Below are 18,280 nucleotides of genomic sequence, written 5' to 3'. Positions count from 1 at the left end.
ATTTATTTTTCTGGGTTCTCAATTAAATGGATAATCTCTTTAAGTTCTTCTGCACTAATTTTGTTGTCTTTAGCAAAAAACGCCACCAAATCTTTATAGGAGTTTTGGAAATAATTATTCACAAAACCGCTCATAAACCGCTTTTTATATTCTGTTTCTTTTACTTTCGGACTGTAACGATAAGCATTGGCCAGTTTCTCACTTTTTAGAAAACCTTTTTTCTCCAGATTTTTTATCGTCGATGCCAGCGTGGTATAAGGCGGTTTTGGCTCTGGCATCGCATCCATAAAATCTTTTATAAATCCTTTTCCCAGTTGCCAAACGGCAAGCATTGCTTCTTCTTCTTGTAATGTTAACTTCTCCATAACTACGATAATATCGTAAATATACGATTTTCCTAAAAACAAAAAGCTTTATTGAACAGATTTACTGCACAATAAAGCTTTTTATTTAAAACCTGAAAAACAGTTATTTACCTAGTCTTTTTTCGGCCTGATCTAAAGTTTCCTGAATTACTTTACGCATTTGAACGGCAGCATCCATCAATTTTGGATTACCATCAAAATCGCCATAAACAACAACATGTTTCGATTTCTTTTTGTAATTAAAGGTAATATCATAACGCGGAATAGACATAGACTTCGCGCTTTTACGCCCTATAGTATCCGGAAAATTCCATAAGCCAATTTCGTTCGCCTTACTGTGCATGTACAATACATCATCACTTTTTAAAAACATTTTCTTATGGATTACAGAATCCTGGCTGTTTACATATTGATAATGACCTGTTGTTGAATCGTACTGATTCTCCAAAGTATCTTTTGTTCCCCACTTAAATTGCATAGACACAAAATCGTCTTTACGAAAAGGTGCATTTTGCAAAATCGGTTTGTAATAGAAATAGCAGTAAATGATAAAAGGAACTACTATAGTGAGCGCTAAAAATATTTTTTTTCCTCTACTTGACACGATTTAATTATTGATTTTTTGAATGATTGAATGTTTTAATCTTTTAACTCGCCTTCCCACTTGCTTACCACGGCAGTTGCAATGCTATTGCCTACAACATTTGTTGCAGAGCGGCCCATATCCAACAACGGATCTATACCGATTAGCAATGCAAGTCCGGCTTCCGGAATATTGAAACTGGCAATTGTACCTGCAATAACGACTAATGATGCACGCGGCACGCCAGCTATTCCTTTACTGGTTAGCATCAGGATTAACAACATCGAAATCTGTTGTTCAAAACTTAAATGAATGCCATACGCTTGCGCAATAAATAAAGATGCAAAAGTCATATACATCATTGATCCATCAAGGTTGAATGAGTAACCCAATGGAAGCACAAAACTGACAATTTTATCTTTACAACCGAAACGCTCCAATAACAGCATGGTTTTTGGATACGCAGCTTCGCTACTCGCCGTACTGAAAGCCAGAATTGCAGGTTCTTTCATATCGTTTACCAACCTGAAAATTCGTTTTTTGAGGATCAGGAAACCGAGAAAAATTAGCGTACACCATAAAATGCCCAAACCGAGGTAAAACTCGCCAATAAAAATGGCATAGGTTTGCAACACATTTAAACCTTGTTTCGCAATGATTGCCGTCATCGCACCAAAAACGGCCAGCGGTGCAAAATTCATTACATAACCTGTCATTTTTAAAATTACATGTGCAATGGCATCAAAAGCTTTAACTACAACCTCTCCCATTGGCCCGATTGCAGCCGTAGCAACACCAAAAAACAAAGCAAAAACTACAATTTGAAGAATTTCATTTGTAGCCATAGATTCTATAATACTTTTTGGAAATACGTGTGCAATAAAATCTTTCACACTCATTGATGCTTTTTGAATTCCCGTATTCATTAAATGATCTGGCAAAGGCAAACTCATGTGTTTTCCGGGTTCAAAAAGGTTTACCAGAATCATCCCAAGAATTAAAGACATCATAGACATGGCGATAAACCAGCCGAGGGTTTTCCCGCCGATGCGGCCCACAGCTTTTATATCGCCAACTTTTGCAACACCAACTACCAGTGTTGTAAATACCAAAGGCGCTACAATCATTTTAATTAAACGCAGAAAAATATCGCTCAGTAGCGTAAAATATTCAAGTTTTTTCTCCCGGATATCTTCATTTTCTTTTTTGATTGTAGCATTTTCTTTCCGATCTGCTTTGAGTTGGGCAAATTGCGCAGACGTTGTATCGCTCAGTTTGGCAATACTAACTTCTATACTTTTTACATTGGCATCTGCCGTGAGTATTTTTTGATTATACGTATCAATCGAGTTCACATTCAAGATATAACCTAAAGCAATACCCGCGAATAAAGCGATAAAAATAAAGAGTGTAAGTTTGTTTTTCTTCATGAATTAAAAAAGTTTGCAGACTTATTAATTTGGTAAAACTACGATATTAAATGCGTGTAACCAATTTTGATGCAGGCTAAACCAAAATTTCGCTTATTTTTGCTGCATTCTGTAACAAACCAGGCACTCAAAAATCTAAAACGCAACCAACACCTATAAATGGAACAAAAAGACAAGTTATTTAAGCAGATCTTCGATTCTAATTCAAAGAAGATATTCCATTTATGTTATGGATATACCGGCGATACCGATGCTGCAAATGACCTGCTTCAGGAAACCTTTTTAAAAGTTTGGCAAAACCTGGATAAATTCAGAAATAAATCTTTGATTTCTACATGGATTTACAGAATTGCCGTAAATACTTGCTTAACCTACCTCAGATCTGAAAAAAGACAAGCAAAAGACGAACTGACAGACAATATTATAGAAAATAAAATCGAAGAGTTTTCTGAAAAAAACGAACAAGTTGCCCTTTTATATAAATGTATATCCAAATTGGAAGAAAACGATCGTTTGATTATTACAATGGTTCTGGACGAACTGCCTTATCACGAAATCGCAGACATTTCTGGCATTAGCGAAGGAAATTTGAGGGTTAAAATTCACCGTATTAAACAAAAATTAACAGAACTATATAACCAATATGCAAGCGTTTGATCAAATACAGGAGTTGTGGCAAAAGCACGAGGTAGACGTAAAAGTTTCTGCTGATGAAATGTTACAACAGGCAAAAAAAGAAGTGAATGGATTGAGGTTAAAATCTGCCTTAAACATTGCTGGTATGTGCGCATCCTTCCTAATTGCCGGTTTTTCCTGGCTTTTCTTCAGTTACCAAAACTGGACCACACACATTGGTTTTATCCTGATTTTAATGGCCATTTTGACTTCAACAATATTATTGTTCAGAGATCATAGATTAATAGCCAAAAGCGATTTTACTGTGCATCCAAATGAATTTTTGGGTAGATTAAAAATCTACCAGTTAAACCGTTTTAAATTGTATAATCAATTATATTGGATATATACGGTTGCACTTTCCTTTGGTTTCATATTTACTTTTATAGAAATAATTCCGCATTTAAGTACCATAATAGGTATTATTGCCATTGCCGTAACCACCGCTTGGGTTGTTTTCTGTTCTACACTGCTGCGTACTGCCGTGATTAAAAAAGAAAAAGAAAAGATTGGCTTATTGATTGAAAAATTTGAACGCATTAGTGCGCAGATTGTAGATCCGGAATAATTTCGGCACGGTTTTTTCAATGCAGCTAACAAATGAATAAACTCTTTTTACTATTATTTTTGGCCGCTGCAATATCTTTTGGTTTCGCAATTAATGCGCCCGAACAAATCACTTGGGAAAGCCATTTTAAAGGAAAACCCGATTTGCGCTCGCCGTATTTTGCGCTTACGGCTTTAAGCTGGCAATACAGTTATGAATCCAAAGTTTCGCGCAATCGCGTAGAAATAAATCTTAAAAACGAAATTTCTGTAGATAAAAACCGATCGTGGGTAAAATGGGATAAAATTAAAGATCCCGAAATACGGGCCAGTTTGTTACACCATGAACAGGGGCATGTAAACATCCATTACATCATGTTTCTGGAAGCAGATCGTGTGCTTAAAAACCGCAGTTATTCTGTCAAAACCTATAAAGCAGATATTAAAAAACTTGCTGATGAGATTAGCGATTTCTTCAATACCATGCAAACCAATTATGATGAGGAAACCGCACACGGCAGCAACCACAAAATGCAAGCCCGTTGGGATGATATTATTGAAGAGCGCATGAATGAATCTTTACAGGCGCTTGCAGATTCAAAATAATTTAGGTAAAAAAATAATCAGGGCAATGGCTACAGCCAAAATTGCAACCAATAATACCGCTGCGGCTGCAAGATCTTTAACCCATTTAATTTGCGGGTGATAATTTGGCGATACCACATCAGCCAGTTTTTCTAACGCGGTATTGAAAATTTCTGCGACAAATACAGCACAAATCACGGAAAGTATAGCAACCCATTCCATTGCAGAAATGCCCAATAAAAATGAAGTCCCTATTGCAATAAGTGCCGCAATCCCATGGATCCTACCATTATGTTCCGTAGAAAAGAATAAATATAAGCCATTAAAAGCGTAGCCAAAGCTTTTAATCCTGTCTGAAAATGAAAATTTCTTATGGTCCAAATGTATCCTTTTAAGGTTTTATTTCGCTTGAAGAAAAACTGTTTCCACTAAGCATATATTGATAAGTTTTAAGTATCGTTTTAGTAGAATCACTTTGATCAATCACAGGAAAAGACCGAAATAAATCTCCGTTTTTGATAAAGAAACGATCATCACCGCGATAGCTTTTTTTCTGATTGCTACTTAAACCGGGAAAGGAAATTTTATTAAAATTGCTTCCGGAAAGTTCGTATACATTTAAGTCTGATCGATTTTTATCACTAAGCAACTGTATGTAAACTTCCGGGTTACCGTCATTATCCAAATCCATATTCCATGCATCGGTCAAAATTCCCTTTCGCTCTGCAGCAACAGAACGGTAATCTTTACGTATAGAATCAGACATTAGAATCTGATAACCTCCAATAGAATCTACGCCTTTTCCCCAGCTTAAAATTTCGAAATTCAAACCGGGTTTTACTTCAATATCTTTATAAAAACGAAAAGGATTTTTAGCCGCTTTCGGCGTTTCTACAACTGCTTGTTTAGGCTTTTCTTCTTCAGTACAGGCAAAACAAAACAGCATCCCCGCCAAAAGCAGAAGATGCTGTAAAGTGTATTTTTGTATATTCATTCTAATCTGGCAAACAATATTTCACCAAATTATAAAATTTAGTTTTTGAAAGCAAAGAATTTTTATTTCTTCGCCTCGGTTTTAACATCTGGTGCACCGTTATTTAAAATGGTTTGCGTGGTTACAGATCTTTTGCCACTCGGCGCAATAACGATTGTGCGTAAAGTTCTTTTTTCACCTTTCGGAATAGTAACTTTCACTGGAGTGGTATATAAAAAGGCATTTTCAGAAGGACGAGATTCATCTAGCGAGTAGTAAATTTTTCCTCCTTTTACCGGAATTTTAAAGTCTATTGTATACTCGCCGCCATTCACCGTATCTTCTGTTTGTCCAATTGGTGTTGGCACCCAAAGATTAATATTTTGCTCATCTAAACGTGCAAGGTGTGTTGGTAAACGGTCTTCCTGAAAATTTTTCAGATCTTTTTTATCAACAGGTGTCCATGCAATTTCTGCGAGTGCAAGCAAACGTGGAAAAGCGTGGTTCTCTATTTTCTCTGGTGTTTTAATATATTCTGTCCATAAATTTGCCTGCACGCCAATGATGTGTTTTCCTTGATCGGCGCTCAACACTTTCGGAACCGGATCGTAAGCATAAATTTTTTGGTAAGGCGCATAACCACCAATAGTAACAGGTTCATCAGGAGAATTGGATTGTTTATGATCGATATACAAACCCATAGAACCTGGCGTCATAATTACATCGTGATCTTGTTTTGCCGCTGCAATACCGCCCTCCTCACCTCTCCAGCTCATTACAGTTGCATTTGGTGCAAGTCCGCCTTCCAAAATTTCATCCCAACCAATAATAGAACGGCCTTTTTCATTTACATGTTTTTCTATCGTAGAAATGAAATAACTCTGCAACTCATGTTCGTCTTTCAGTCCTTTTTGTTTCATCAGATCCTGGCAAAATTTAGATTCTTTCCAGTAATTTTTTGGTGCTTCATCTCCACCAATGTGAATGTATTTTGATGGAAAAATAGCAATCACCTCGTCCAGTACATTATTCAGGAAAGTGAATGTATTTTCTGAAGGCACAAAAATATCGTCAAAAACGCCCCAGGTTTGTTGCACCTGTTTTCCATTACGATCGCCTGCCCAGGGTGTTTTATCGCTGATAAACGTACTGCGTTCCGGGAAAGAACTTAACTCTGGATAAGCGGCAATTGCAGCTGATGCATGTCCGGGCAATTCGATCTCCGGAATAACCGTAACGTATTTTGTTGCTGCGTAACGCACAATTTCTTTTGCTTCTTCTTGCGTGTAAAACCCTTTTACTGGTGTCAAATAATTTCCGTTACCGGGATAATGACCAATTACAGATCCATTTCTTGACGAACCAATTGTAGTAAGTTTTGGATATTTTTTAATTTCTAAACGCCAGCCCTGATCATCTGTAAGGTGCCAATGGAACGTGTTTATTTTATAAAAAGCCAGTTGATCAATATATTTTTTAATGAAAGAGATCGGGAAAAAATGCCTGCAAACATCAAGCATCGTTCCGCGATAACCAAACCGAGGATAATCTTTAATGTCTACAGATGGAATGGTGATTTTATCGCCAACTTTTTCCGGGAACATTTGCATAGCAGATTGCACTGCGTAAAACAAACCTGCTCCTTTACCGGTAAGCACAATCTGATTGGGCGTAACTTTTATCGTATAACCTTCTGCAGGCAATTGATCTGCACCAGCGGAAGTAAGCACTATTGATTTTTGTTTAGCATCTGCAGTTTTAACTTCGCGAAGCGCAAAACCTGCTTTGTTTACAATGAAAGCATTAAGCAAATCGCCCATTTTAGAACCATCTGCATCATTGTGTACCAATACTACAGTTTTCTCTAAGATGAAACTACCAGAATTTTTGGTTATAGAAACCGGTGCCGGAATGATGCCCAGATTGGGGTCGTTCTGTGCAAATGTTAATGAGGTTGTACCAATCATTACGGCTATACAAGCCAATAATACTTTATTCATGTGTTTAGGTTTAGGGGTATTAATTTAACTAATATAGACAATATGGAAAGATCCTTTTAAACACATTTCTGTTACAAAGCAACACAAACGTTTGATAAAACGGTAGAAACGAGCTTTAAGTTGAAAAGACTGTGGAGATGATTTTTCGGTTGAGAACTGATTATTTAATACGTTAACCTTAAAAAATCAGTGCATATCTAAAAGCAAATGGTTATTGTATATCCACTTCCATGAACAAAAAAATCCCGCTAATTTTTTAGCGGGATTTCAAAAATCTATATTTTTTTGCTATGCTTCTACCGGATGTTCTTTAGCAGCAAGGTAACGCTCTGCATCTAAAGCGGCCATACAACCAGAACCTGCAGCCGTAACTGCTTGTCTGTAATACATATCCTGAACATCTCCGCAAGCGAAAACGCCCTCAATATTTGTTAATGTAGAACCTGGTTTAGTAAGTAAATAACCAGTTTCATCCATATTCAACTGACCTTGAAAAATATCTGTATTCGGTTTGTGGCCAATGGCAACAAAAAATCCTTCAACAGGCAATTCGCTTTCAACATTGTTTTTGTTGTTGATTACTTTTACCGCGGTTACATTTTTACCATTTCCAAGAATTTCCTGTGTTTCAGTATTATAATGTACCACAATATTCGGCGTAGCCAATACCCGTGCAACCATTGCTTTAGACGCCCTGAACTCGTCTCTGCGCACCAATAAATGAACGGTTTTACAAAGCTTAGCCAAATACGTTGCTTCTTCTGCAGCAGTATCTCCGGCACCAACAATCGCCACATCCTGACCTTTAAAGAAAAAGCCATCGCAAACTGCACATGCAGAAACTCCAAAACCATTGTATTGTTGTTCGCTTGGTAAACCCAACCATTTTGCAGTTGCGCCAGTAGCGATAATTACAGAATCTGCAGTGATGGTTTTAATCTCATCAACCACAATTTTATGCGGAGCAGATGAAAAATCAACAGAGCTTACATATCCGAAACGGATATCTGTTCCAAAACGCTCTGCCTGTTTACGAAAATCCTCCATCATTTCTGGCCCCATAATTCCTTGTGGGTATCCCGGAAAATTTTCTACATCGGTGGTTTGAGTAAGTTGGCCGCCGGCTTGCATGCCGGTATACATTACCGGTTTAAGATCTGCACGTGCAGCATAAATTGCCGCAGTATAACCCGCCGGACCAGAACCTATGATTAAACACTGAACGTGTTCGTTTTCTTGTGACATTATATTGTGTGTTTGAATATTTACTTTTTGTTATACAAATTTAAGTTTTTCATTAATTGTGTACAAGTTTCCATTGTCAACAAAGGGTACTTATTAACAAAGATTAAAGCAAATTATGTCTGAATTATGCCAACGTTAAACCTTTTCTTAATGGGCGATTGATTCGCAGCTTCTATCCCCATAGAGATAACTTTCCTCGTTTCTAGCGGATCAATAATTCCATCTACCCAAAGCCTTGATGCTGCATAATATGGCGTAGTTTGTGCATTGTATTTATCGGTAATGTCTTTCAAAAGCTCAGCTTCTTTCTCTGGTGTTAAGCTATCTCCTTTTTGTTTTAAAGAAGCTGCCTGAATTTGTAAGAGTGTTTTTGCTGCCTGTGCACCGCCCATAACGGCAATTTTTGCAGTTGGCCAGGCGTAAATTAATCGCGGATCATAAGCTTTACCACACATAGCATAATTGCCCGCGCCATAAGAATTTCCAATAATAATTGTAAACTTCGGAACCACCGAGTTTGCTACCGCATTTACCATTTTGGCACCATCTTTTATAATACCGCCCTGTTCTGATCGGCTGCCCACCATAAATCCCGTTACGTCTTGTAAGAATACCAATGGAATTTTCTTTTGATTGCAATTCATGATGAAACGTGCTGCCTTATCTGCACTGTCTGAATAAATTACACCGCCAAATTGCATCTCTCCTTTTTTTGATTTCACCACTTTACGTTGATTGGCAACAATGCCCACAGCCCAACCATCAATACGGCCTAAACCACACAAAATACTTTGTCCGTAGCCTTGTTTATATTCCTCAAAATCAGATTCATCCACCAATCGATGAATGATGTCAAGCATATCGTAAGGTTTCTCCCGGTTATCTGGTAAAATGCCATAAATATCCTGCTGGTTTAATTTAGGTTCACTTGCTTTTACACGGTCAAATCCAGCCTGATCGGGTTTACCCAGTTTACTCATAATATTGCGGATGCTATCCAGACAAGCCTGATCATTTGGATGTTTATAATCGGTGACACCAGAAATTTCACAATGCGTAGTGGCGCCACCCAATGTTTCATTGTCAACATCTTCGCCGATAGCAGATTTTACAAGGTAAGAACCGGCTAAAAATACAGATCCCGTTCCATCGACAATCATGGCTTCGTCGCTCATAATCGGGAGATAAGCACCACCGGCAACACAAGCACCCATAATGGCAGAAATTTGTACAATACCTTCTGAAGACATTAATGCATTGTTTCTGAACATTCTGCCGAAATGTTCTTTATCCGGAAAAATTTCATCCTGCATAGGCAGATAAACACCTGCACTATCTACCAGGTAAATGACTGGCAGTCTATTTTCCATTGCAATTTCCTGAGCACGGAGGTTTTTCTTCGCGGTCATCGGAAACCAAGCGCCGGCTTTAACAGTAGCATCGTTGGCAACAATCATACATTGTCTGCCGCTTACATAACCAATTCCGCAAACCACGCCGGCCGATGGACATCCGCCTTGTTCTGCATACATATCGTCTGCAGCAAACGCCCCAATTTCAAGAAACTCTGTATGTTCATCTATAAGATACTGGATTCGTTCGCGCACCAACATTTTGCCTTTTTCCTTTTGTCTGGCGGCATTTTTTTCGCCTCCGCCCAAATAAATACGTTTCAGGTTGCTGCGCATTGTGTAAAGCAACTGCTTATTTACATCTTCATTTTTATTAAATTCGATATCCATGCAGCAAGTTAAATTTATTTTCTAAATAATGGTAGTGACCATTTTGGTTTCCGGTATGAGCAATAGCGTGGCGTCAAAAAAATGGAACAAAGCGGTGCCCTAAAATTCGTGGCTACATTAATTTAGGCATTTAACATCGGCAAAAATGAAAACGAAAAACGCCTGCAAACTAAGTTTACAGGCGCCTTCATTAAAAAAAGAAAAGGATATATATATGTGACGACTTCTTCAGTCGAAAGATTTGCTGTTACTGCCAGCCTCCGCCTAAGGCGCGGTACAAACCAACAACAGCATTTAACTGTTCTGTTTTAAGCGCGGCTAAATCAAGTTCACTTTGAAGCAAGTTGCTTTGCGCAGTTATAACTTCCAGGTAATTGGCCATTCCGCTTTGAAACAATAAACTTGCGTTTTTAGAAGCTTGTTGAAGCGTGATCGCGCGTTTTTCAGCAAGCGTATATTCCAGTTTAAGTTTCTCTACTTTTGTCAATTCATCAGACACCTCGCCTACCGCGTTTAAAACCGATTGACGAAAATCGATTACTGTTTTTTCGCGGTCAATTTTTGCTACTTCTAGATTTGCTTTTAACTGTCCGCGCTGAAAAATGGGTTGGGTCAATCCACCAGCAACAGTACCAAAAAGTGATGCAGGTATGTTAAACCAATTGCTGGCTTTAAACGAATTGATTCCTCCGCTTGCTGTAATCACCAATGGAGGATACAAACTGGCTTTAGCGACACCAACTTTTGCATTGGCCGCAGATAAAGCCAGTTCGGCAGATTTAATATCCGGCCTACGGCTCAACATTGATGAAGGAAAACCTGCACTTAAATTCTCCGGAACGCTAATCCGCTCTAAGCGACTTGTGCGCTCAATAGACTTTGGCAGTGTACCAATTAATACGCTTAATGCATTTTCTTGTAAAACCAAACTTTTCTCAAGATTTGGAATCAAGCGCGCGGCATTCAGTTGTTGCGCTTCGGCTTGCTGAACGGCTAAAGATGTTACCTGTCCGGCCTCAAATTGCAAACCAATAATACGCAGTGTGCTATCGTTCAGTTTAAGGTTTTTTCTAGCTACATCCAATTGTGCATCCAGCATCAGCAAGTTGTAATATCCTTGCGCCACGTTGGCCACCAAACTGGTTTGTATCGCTTTGCGCGCTTCTTCTGTTTGTAAAAAACTGGCAAGAGCTGCCGCTTTCTGATTTCGGATCTTGCCCCAAATATCTGCTTCCCAACTCAAACCAAGGTTTGCGCTGTAATCTTCAATATGTGTAGAACCGGTAAACTGGCTCAGGCTCAGTCCGTTCAAACTGTTATCAGACGGGCGGCTTGTACTTCCTGTAACCTGTAATTTAATTTCTGGCAATTGCCCCAGTTTTGATTGCTTAAACAAAACTTCGGCAGTTTGAATGTTTTTTAACGCAATCTGCAAATCGTAATTTTTAACCAGTGCTGTATCTATCAAAGCCTGAGCGACAGGATCTGTAATAAAACTTTTAAGTGGTATGCTGCCAATACTTGATGAATCTACACCAGGTGAATTGCGAAACATTGCGGGCACCACATTTGGTGTGGGCACGTAACTTGGAACAGAACATCCGCTCCAGGCCAATGCCAGGAGCAGAATGATGATAATATTAGACCGTTTCATAATTTATATTTTTAACAGGTTCATGATGAAGATCCTGAACACCGTCATCGGATTTTTTAGAAATTTTTTCTTGTAAATACTGGAAGATGATAAAGAGCACCGGAATGATAAGTACACCTAAGATTACGCCAGAGATCATCCCGCCTGCTGCACCGATACTGATAGAGTGATTACCTTGCGCCGATGGTCCCGTAGCACCCATCATCGGAATTAATCCAACCACAAAGGCCAATGAAGTCATAATGATTGGTCTTAACCTCAATTTTGCAGCTTCAATTGATGCCGCAACCAATGGCTGACCATTTCTTCGCCTTTGGGCGGCAAACTCCACAATCAGAATCGCATTTTTTGCCAGCAAACCAATTAACATAATCAGTGCAACCTGTACATAAATGTTGTTTTCAATTCCGGTTATACCAATGGCAACGAACACTCCGAAAATACCTACAGGAATGGATAAAATTACAGCCAATGGAAGAATATAACTTTCATATTGTGCAGACAACAGGAAGTAAATAAACACCAAACTCAATAAGAAAATCACTGTTGATTGTCCACCAGAGGAAATTTCCTCTCTTGTTTGTCCGGAAAATTCAAAGCTGTATCCTGCCGGAAGTTGTTTTTCGGCAACTTCTTCGATGGCTTTAATTGCATCTCCAGAACTGAAACCTGGTTTAGGAATTGCATTGATCTGGATAGAATTGAACAGATTGTATCTCGATGCAGTTTCAGAACCATATACACGGGTCAATTTTACCAAAGTGTTGATTGGCACCATATCGCCATTTTTGTTTTTCACAAAAACACGATCAATAGCGGATGGATCTGCGCGGTCCGCAATATCTGCCTGCACAACTACACGGTAATATTTACCAAAGCGGTTAAAATCTGATGCTTGTGCACTACCGAAATAACTTTGCATAGTTTGCAAAATATCTTTCACGTTTACACCCAATTGATCGGCTTTTTGATCGTTGATATCCAATTGTAATTGCGGATAATCTGCTTTGAAACTGGTAAAAGCTACTGCAATTTCGGGGCGTTTCATTAAATCGCCGATGAAAGTTTGTGAAATGCCTGCAAATTTATCAAGCTTCCCTCCCGTTTTGTCCTGAAGAACAAAATCCAATGCCTCAACATTACTAAATCCCGGAACGGTTGGAAAACTGAAGACGAAGAAACTTCCGCCAGCAATTCCACCAAGTTCGCCACGAATCTGATTCATAATGGCATCTATATTTTTCACCTCACCGCGTTCCTCATTTGGTTTCAAGAGCAAAAATATTACCGCTGAAGACGGACTTGTAGAGTTGGTTAACAAATTGAATCCGGAGACAGCGGTTACAAAACGTGCAGCATCTAATTTCTTTAGAGTTGTTTCTGCCTGCGTCATTACTTTCTGTGTTCCATCCAATGATGTACCTGAAGGCGTATTTACAGAAATGGCCACAAAACCCTGGTCTTCTGTCGGGATGAAACCAGTTGGTGTTCTGTTAATCATAATCACCGTAGCAATAGTAATTACAACCAAACCACCAAGACTTAACCATTTGTTGCGAACCAGGAATTTTAAACCGCCAACATAACGATTGGTTAATGCATTAAAACTGCTGTTAAAACCACTAAAAAAGCGGGTTTTAAAGCTCTGTTTCTCTTCTGGATTCTGGGGGCCGGAATGGGTATTTTTAAGAAATAATGCCGCCAGCGCCGGACTTAAAGTAAGGGCATTGATTGCAGAAATTACAATTGCAATGGCCATAGTGAATGCAAACTGGCGATAAAATACACCCGTAGAACCTTCCATAAATCCAACCGGCAAAAATACTGCAGCCATAACCAGCGTAATGGAAATAATTGCACCAGTAATTTCGTGCATGGCTTCATGCGTGGCTACTTTAGGTGACAAATGTTTGTGTTCCATTTTCGCGTGCACCGCTTCTACCACTACAATCGCATCATCTACCACAATACCAATCGCTAGAATTAATGCAAATAAGGTTAATAAGTTGATAGAAAACCCAAACAACTGCATGAAGAAAAATGTACCCAAAATTGCCACCGGAACAGCAATTGCCGGAATTAATGTAGACCGGAAATCCTGAAGGAAAATGAATACCACAAGGAAAACCAAAATAAAGGCTTCTACCAAAGTATGTTCTACCTGCTCGATAGATTGATCCAGAGATACTTTTGTACTGTAGAAAATATTGTGTTTAATTCCTGCAGGAAAATCTTTAGAGGCCTTGATCATTAATTTATTGATCGCAATCTGGATTTCGTTTGAATTTGATCCTGCAAGTTGGATAATCCCCATTACAACACCTTTTTTACCATTTAAACGGGTAATACTGTTGTAAGAATATGCTCCCAGTTCAACACGGGCTACATCTTTTAATCGTAAAATAGAACCATCGGCATTAGATCGTATTGCAATATTTTCATATTCTTCTGGTTTAGATAATTTTCCTTTGTATTTAATTACGTATTCAAATACTTCGTTACTGCGTTCACCAAATTTTCCGGGTGCAGCTTCCAAACTTTTGTCCTGAATAGCCGCCATAACTTCTGTAGGCGAAACTTTGTACGTTGCCATTTGTGTTGGATTGAGCCAAACACGCATAGAATAATCTTTTACACCGCCAAAAATTGCTGCAGAACCTACACCTGTAATTCTTTTAATTTCAGGAATAATGTTGATCTGTGCATAGTTTGCTACAAAAGTCTGATCGTATTTCGATTCATCCTCTGTGTATAAACCTATTGCCATGATAAAACTATTCTGTTGCTTAGCGGTGATTACACCTTGCTGCACCACTTCCGCCGGCAACTGACTGCTGGCTTGTGCAACACGGTTTTGTACGTTAACCGCCGCCTGATCTGGATTTGTGCCCAGTTTAAAAAACACAGTAATGGCCAAAGTTCCATCATTACTCGCAGTAGAACTCATGTAAGTCATGTTTTCTACACCATTTATAGATTCTTCTAAAGATGGTGCTACAGACCGTAAAACGGTTTCTGCATTTGCGCCCGGATATACTGCGGTAACCAAAACTGATGGCGGTGCAATATCCGGAAATTGTTGCAAAGGCAACTTGCTTAAACCCAATACCCCAAGTATGACCAATAAAATGGAAATAACAGTTGCGAGTACTGGTCTTTGTATAAATATCTTAAACATTTTTTTGCTTATTTTTTGTTAATCAATTGAGCCGCTTTATCATTGGCTTTCTCAGGCTGTATTTCCTGACCTTCCTGAAGACGATCCATACCGGTTAATACAATCTGATCGCCGGCTTTAACACCTGAGTTTACCAGATAATTGTTGCCGCTTTTCCCAACAATACCAATTGGCATTTTATTCACCTTATTGCCTTTAGAAACTGTAAATACAAACACTTTATCCTGCATTTCTACAGTTGCCGATTGCGGAATTAAAATGCTATGCTCATGCTGTAAACCCAAACGAATTTTACCGGTATTTCCAGAGCGTAATGCACCATTGGCATTTGCAAAAGTTGCCCGTAATGTAATTGCACCGGTATTTTTATCAAATTGGCCATCAATCATATCGATTTTTCCTTTTACCGGATATGCATTGTTATCAGACAATAAAAGCTCTACAGCCGGTAAATGCTGAATGCGATCTGCTGGTGTTTTGCCCGGATAATTGCTATTAAACTCATTGAAATCATTTTCTGCAAGCGAGAAATATACATGCACCTCATGAATGTCTGACAGCTGCGTTAAAGCCTGTTGATCGGTTGGTGCTACCAAACTTCCTTGCTTTTTAGGAATACGACCTATGTAACCGCTAACTGGCGCTTTAACGTTGGTATAGCCCAAATTAATTTGTGCACTTGCAACACTTGCTTTAGCTTGTTCTGCATTGGCTTGCGCAATTTTGTATGCCGTTTTTGCTGTTTTCAACTGAAAATCTGAAACCACTTTATTCTGAACCAGTGGTGTTAATTTATCAATCTCTAATTGTGCATTCAGCATGGCGGCTTCTGCTGCGTGTAATGTTGCTTTTGCATTGTTTAATGCTTCGCGAAATGGATTTTCGTTGATCTTGAATAACGTTTGTCCGGCGCTTACATATGCACCTTCATTTACAAGTACACTCTGCAAATAACCACTCACCTGCGGGCGAATGTCAATATCTACAGCACCTTGAATTGATGCAGGGTAATCTATAAATGTTGTTTCTGCGCGCTCATTTACCTGACTTACAGGAAGAACTGGTGGCGGCGGTGCTGAATTACTTTGATCTGGCGCCGACTTACAACTCCATAGTGCAATCGCAAGCGTTGTGGCCAAAAGAGAGTATTTAAAAGCATTAAATGATTTAACACTGTTAAATTTTGAAAATGAACGATGTGGAGATTTCATATGATTTATTTATTTATAGTATTTAATATGAATAAACCATTTAACAGTGTTAAATGGTTAGGCAAAAAAAAAATTATGTATTAATAGATAGAGTAATACCTTTAATGGCATCTCTTAAAATTTGTTGGTTTATTGCGTCAGTTGTTCTTCCATTTGGACGTACTAGATTGATCGAAATCAATCCGTGGATGATTGACCAATACGTGTAATACTTCATACAGATATCGTTCTCTGTAACTGGTTTTTTCTCAAATAAAGCTTCGATAGCATCGCCGAGCATATTGCTAACAGTTTCTGCCTCATTTAACGATTTTTTTACCGTACAACACACCATATCTACACCATACATCAACTGATAAAATTCTTTGTATTTAAAAGCAAAATTCCAATAGGCAATCCACATGGCTTCCATTTTGTCTGCGGCAGATTCATGTGCATCTCTTGCATCTTTAATATCTTTCGCAAGAATCAAATAACCTCGTCTGGTCAATTCCAGCAAGATTCCTTCCTTGTTCGAAAAATACTCGTAAATGATAGGTGCGGTATATTCAATCTGGTCGGCAATTTTACGCATACTCAAAGATTGCCATCCTTCAGTTTGGACGATGTCCAGGGCAGCATCCAGAATTTTTGTTCTGGTCTCTTCTTTTAAACGTAATATTCTTTCTTTACTTCCCATGATTGGAAATCGGTTAAATAATCTAACACTGTTAAACAAATGTACAACGATTTAATTTACTCGCGTATCATTCTTTTGTCAACAAGCTCAAAAAATTCGCAACAAACTGAATACCAAAACAATACAATTAAATCAGCTATTTATAAATTCGTCAGTTAATCGTTGTTGGCTCAATAATCGCGCTAGGCAGCAATCCATTCTTGCTCTGCCTCTTCAACAAAAAGGTGTTTCTTACGCAACGAAAAATACAAAACCCTAAGCCACACCAAAAAATATGGTAAACTGAGCATCGTAAGTGTAATGGGATAAAGCTTTGCCAGTGGAAGGAAAAAGAGCCGCGGAAAATCGCAGGTGATGAGCAAAAGAATTGGCAGCAGTACTTGTTTTAATTTCAGATTGGGTTCAAGGCAAAACCAAATTCCCACAGCCGGGATGGCGATAATATAGGTACAATCTTCGGATCCGGTGCTGAATAAAACTGGAAATAACAAGGCTGAAGACAAAACAAACAGCTGGAATCTTTTTTTGGAAAATTGTGATGGATTGATAAAAGGCAGCATAAATAATACAGAACCAAAGATCAGGAAAAAGAAATTTGAGATGTCTTGCGTATGGAATAGACGACGTAAAAAGCCCATTATTGAAATATCTGTAGATTCTCCAAAAATATTGCTGAGGTTTTTCTCTATCAAAGATGCTTTCCAATCCAGATAAGAATGGGCAACAAAACTTGGCGAAGCAAAAATCATTGGTGCAACAAATAAAATTATCGCCCAAACCAAACACCATATGATATATTGCTTCTTATTTTTTGAGAAGAAAATAAACACAATTCCAACAACGCCGTATAGCTTTACAAATGTGCCGAAAACCAGACAAAATGCCGACCAAAATCCACGGTTTTTGTATAGCAAAGTAAAACTGAGAATCATAAGTGCACCTGCGCCAGCGTTGAATTGCTGGTTGAGCATAGATTCTATTAAACATGGAATGGCGATGTATCCAATCATCAATTTGTGTTCTTCTTTCATCGGAAGTGTTTGGATAGCTTTATACAGAAAAATGCAGTTAAACAAATTCCACATTAACAAACCGAGCCAATTTGGTAAAATGGCAAACGGCATCATTAACACACTAAACACTGGGCCATAATGATTTACATCATCATGAAATTGCGGATATGCATCGTAAAACGAACGCTGATGAATTAAATTCCGAAATGTATTTTCGAAAATCAAGTAGTTATTCAGCCGGCTGGTCATCCAAGAGTCGACCACAAAAATTAAGGTTACAAGTATCCATAGACTTAGTACAAATTTATTGGACATTAAGATTTTTTTCCATGACAGATCACGGAATAGTTTGGTTAGGGAATGATTAGACATTGTAAAAATTATATTACATTACAATAATA

At 38.4% G+C, this 18,280-nt stretch carries 16 protein-coding genes; 3 read left to right on the top strand and 13 right to left on the bottom strand.

Translation table 11 applies throughout. From position 1 onward, the window contains the following. Nucleotides 1–2: 2 nt before the first annotated feature. The 3 genes from ACJVDH_RS06995 to ACJVDH_RS06985 form a co-directional block, all read right to left on the bottom strand. Nucleotides 3–365, bottom strand: coding sequence for a BlaI/MecI/CopY family transcriptional regulator (locus tag ACJVDH_RS06995; protein WP_443946845.1), 363 nt, complete (start codon nt 363–365; stop codon nt 3–5). 103 nt (nt 366–468) lie between these two features. Further along, the gene (locus ACJVDH_RS06990; protein ID WP_443946844.1) at nt 469–969 is read right to left on the bottom strand and encodes a hypothetical protein; all 501 of its coding nucleotides are present in this window, start codon (nt 967–969) and stop codon (nt 469–471) included. A gap of 35 nt (nt 970–1,004) precedes the next feature. Continuing rightward, nucleotides 1,005–2,378: a dicarboxylate/amino acid:cation symporter gene (locus tag ACJVDH_RS06985; protein WP_443946843.1), complete on the bottom strand. Its 1,374-nt coding sequence runs from the start codon at nt 2,376–2,378 to the stop codon at nt 1,005–1,007. 159 nt (nt 2,379–2,537) lie between these two features. Here ACJVDH_RS06985 and ACJVDH_RS06980 point away from each other — a divergent pair, with 159 nt between their 5' ends. From ACJVDH_RS06980 to ACJVDH_RS06970, 3 genes are read left to right on the top strand one after another with little or no spacing between them, the layout of a single operon-like run. Then, the gene (locus ACJVDH_RS06980; RefSeq protein WP_090883846.1) at nt 2,538–3,035 is read left to right on the top strand and encodes an RNA polymerase sigma factor; all 498 of its coding nucleotides are present in this window, start codon (nt 2,538–2,540) and stop codon (nt 3,033–3,035) included. Continuing rightward, nucleotides 3,022–3,621, top strand: coding sequence for a hypothetical protein (locus tag ACJVDH_RS06975; RefSeq protein ID WP_443946842.1), 600 nt, complete (start codon nt 3,022–3,024; stop codon nt 3,619–3,621). The genes ACJVDH_RS06980 and ACJVDH_RS06975 overlap by 14 nt, the downstream gene beginning before the upstream one ends. Nucleotides 3,622–3,653: 32 nt before the next feature. Further along, the gene (locus ACJVDH_RS06970; RefSeq protein ID WP_443946841.1) at nt 3,654–4,205 is read left to right on the top strand and encodes a DUF922 domain-containing protein; all 552 of its coding nucleotides are present in this window, start codon (nt 3,654–3,656) and stop codon (nt 4,203–4,205) included. On the opposite strand, the gene ACJVDH_RS06965 is transcribed toward ACJVDH_RS06970, so the two are convergent. The 10 genes from ACJVDH_RS06965 to ACJVDH_RS06920 all read right to left on the bottom strand — a co-directional run bounded on the left by ACJVDH_RS06965 (nt 4,197) and on the right by ACJVDH_RS06920 (nt 18,194). Further along, a complete protein-coding gene (locus ACJVDH_RS06965; RefSeq protein WP_443946840.1) occupies nt 4,197–4,565 on the bottom strand; it encodes a diacylglycerol kinase family protein in 369 nt (122 codons plus the stop codon). The two genes, ACJVDH_RS06970 and ACJVDH_RS06965, sit on opposite strands and share 9 nt — an antisense overlap. A gap of 10 nt (nt 4,566–4,575) precedes the next feature. Then, nucleotides 4,576–5,178, bottom strand: coding sequence for a hypothetical protein (locus ACJVDH_RS06960; protein ID WP_443946839.1), 603 nt, complete (start codon nt 5,176–5,178; stop codon nt 4,576–4,578). A 62-nt stretch (nt 5,179–5,240) separates the two neighbouring features. Then, entirely contained in the window at nt 5,241–7,157 is a 1,917-nt protein-coding gene (locus tag ACJVDH_RS06955) for a beta-N-acetylhexosaminidase (protein ID WP_443946838.1), read from the bottom strand. 288 nt (nt 7,158–7,445) lie between these two features. After that, entirely contained in the window at nt 7,446–8,402 is a 957-nt protein-coding gene (trxB, locus tag ACJVDH_RS06950; protein WP_443946837.1) for a thioredoxin-disulfide reductase, read from the bottom strand. Between the two features lie 113 nt (nt 8,403–8,515). Further along, nucleotides 8,516–10,144 (bottom strand): acyl-CoA carboxylase subunit beta, encoded by a 1,629-nt coding sequence (locus ACJVDH_RS06945; RefSeq protein WP_443946836.1) that lies wholly within the window; start codon nt 10,142–10,144, stop codon nt 8,516–8,518. 247 nt (nt 10,145–10,391) lie between these two features. Then, on the bottom strand, nt 10,392–11,798 hold the full coding sequence (locus tag ACJVDH_RS06940; RefSeq protein ID WP_443946835.1) for a TolC family protein: 1,407 nt from the start codon (nt 11,796–11,798) through the stop codon (nt 10,392–10,394). Further along, nucleotides 11,785–14,976: an efflux RND transporter permease subunit gene (locus ACJVDH_RS06935; RefSeq protein ID WP_443946834.1), complete on the bottom strand. Its 3,192-nt coding sequence runs from the start codon at nt 14,974–14,976 to the stop codon at nt 11,785–11,787. The genes ACJVDH_RS06940 and ACJVDH_RS06935 overlap by 14 nt, the downstream gene beginning before the upstream one ends. 8 nt (nt 14,977–14,984) lie before the next feature. Beyond that, nucleotides 14,985–16,187, bottom strand: coding sequence for an efflux RND transporter periplasmic adaptor subunit (locus ACJVDH_RS06930; protein WP_443946833.1), 1,203 nt, complete (start codon nt 16,185–16,187; stop codon nt 14,985–14,987). Between the two features lie 73 nt (nt 16,188–16,260). After that, nucleotides 16,261–16,866 carry a TetR/AcrR family transcriptional regulator gene (locus ACJVDH_RS06925; RefSeq protein WP_443946832.1) on the bottom strand — a complete coding sequence of 202 codons (606 nt, stop codon included), beginning with the start codon at nt 16,864–16,866 and terminating at the stop codon, nt 16,261–16,263. Nucleotides 16,867–17,048: 182 nt separating this feature from the next. Beyond that, nucleotides 17,049–18,194: a glycosyltransferase family 87 protein gene (locus tag ACJVDH_RS06920; RefSeq protein WP_443946831.1), complete on the bottom strand. Its 1,146-nt coding sequence runs from the start codon at nt 18,192–18,194 to the stop codon at nt 17,049–17,051. Nucleotides 18,195–18,280: the final 86 nt, after the last annotated feature.

Origin of the sequence: Pedobacter terrestris, assembly GCF_052343045.1 — a bacterium.
Classification (GTDB): Bacteria; Bacteroidota; Bacteroidia; order Sphingobacteriales; family Sphingobacteriaceae; genus Pedobacter.
This window is presented reverse-complemented; position numbering and strand designations above follow the sequence as displayed.

What these genes read in the sequence shown, in the direction of transcription:
- ACJVDH_RS06995 (WP_443946845.1), bottom strand. Translation starts at nt 365, where the DNA reads ATGGAGAAGTTAACATTACAAGAAGAAGAAGCAATGCTTGCCGTTTGG.
- ACJVDH_RS06985 (WP_443946843.1), bottom strand. Translation starts at nt 2,378, where the DNA reads ATGAAGAAAAACAAACTTACACTCTTTATTTTTATCGCTTTATTCGCG.
- ACJVDH_RS06980 (WP_090883846.1), top strand. Translation starts at nt 2,538, where the DNA reads ATGGAACAAAAAGACAAGTTATTTAAGCAGATCTTCGATTCTAATTCA.
- ACJVDH_RS06975 (WP_443946842.1), top strand. Translation starts at nt 3,022, where the DNA reads ATGCAAGCGTTTGATCAAATACAGGAGTTGTGGCAAAAGCACGAGGTA.
- ACJVDH_RS06970 (WP_443946841.1), top strand. Translation starts at nt 3,654, where the DNA reads ATGAATAAACTCTTTTTACTATTATTTTTGGCCGCTGCAATATCTTTT.
- ACJVDH_RS06960 (WP_443946839.1), bottom strand. Translation starts at nt 5,178, where the DNA reads ATGAATATACAAAAATACACTTTACAGCATCTTCTGCTTTTGGCGGGG.
- ACJVDH_RS06955 (WP_443946838.1), bottom strand. Translation starts at nt 7,157, where the DNA reads ATGAATAAAGTATTATTGGCTTGTATAGCCGTAATGATTGGTACAACC.
- trxB (WP_443946837.1), bottom strand. Translation starts at nt 8,402, where the DNA reads ATGTCACAAGAAAACGAACACGTTCAGTGTTTAATCATAGGTTCTGGT.
- ACJVDH_RS06945 (WP_443946836.1), bottom strand. Translation starts at nt 10,144, where the DNA reads ATGGATATCGAATTTAATAAAAATGAAGATGTAAATAAGCAGTTGCTT.
- ACJVDH_RS06940 (WP_443946835.1), bottom strand. Translation starts at nt 11,798, where the DNA reads ATGAAACGGTCTAATATTATCATCATTCTGCTCCTGGCATTGGCCTGG.
- ACJVDH_RS06935 (WP_443946834.1), bottom strand. Translation starts at nt 14,976, where the DNA reads ATGTTTAAGATATTTATACAAAGACCAGTACTCGCAACTGTTATTTCC.
- ACJVDH_RS06930 (WP_443946833.1), bottom strand. Translation starts at nt 16,187, where the DNA reads ATGAAATCTCCACATCGTTCATTTTCAAAATTTAACAGTGTTAAATCA.
- ACJVDH_RS06925 (WP_443946832.1), bottom strand. Translation starts at nt 16,866, where the DNA reads ATGGGAAGTAAAGAAAGAATATTACGTTTAAAAGAAGAGACCAGAACA.
- ACJVDH_RS06920 (WP_443946831.1), bottom strand. Translation starts at nt 18,194, where the DNA reads ATGTCCAATAAATTTGTACTAAGTCTATGGATACTTGTAACCTTAATT.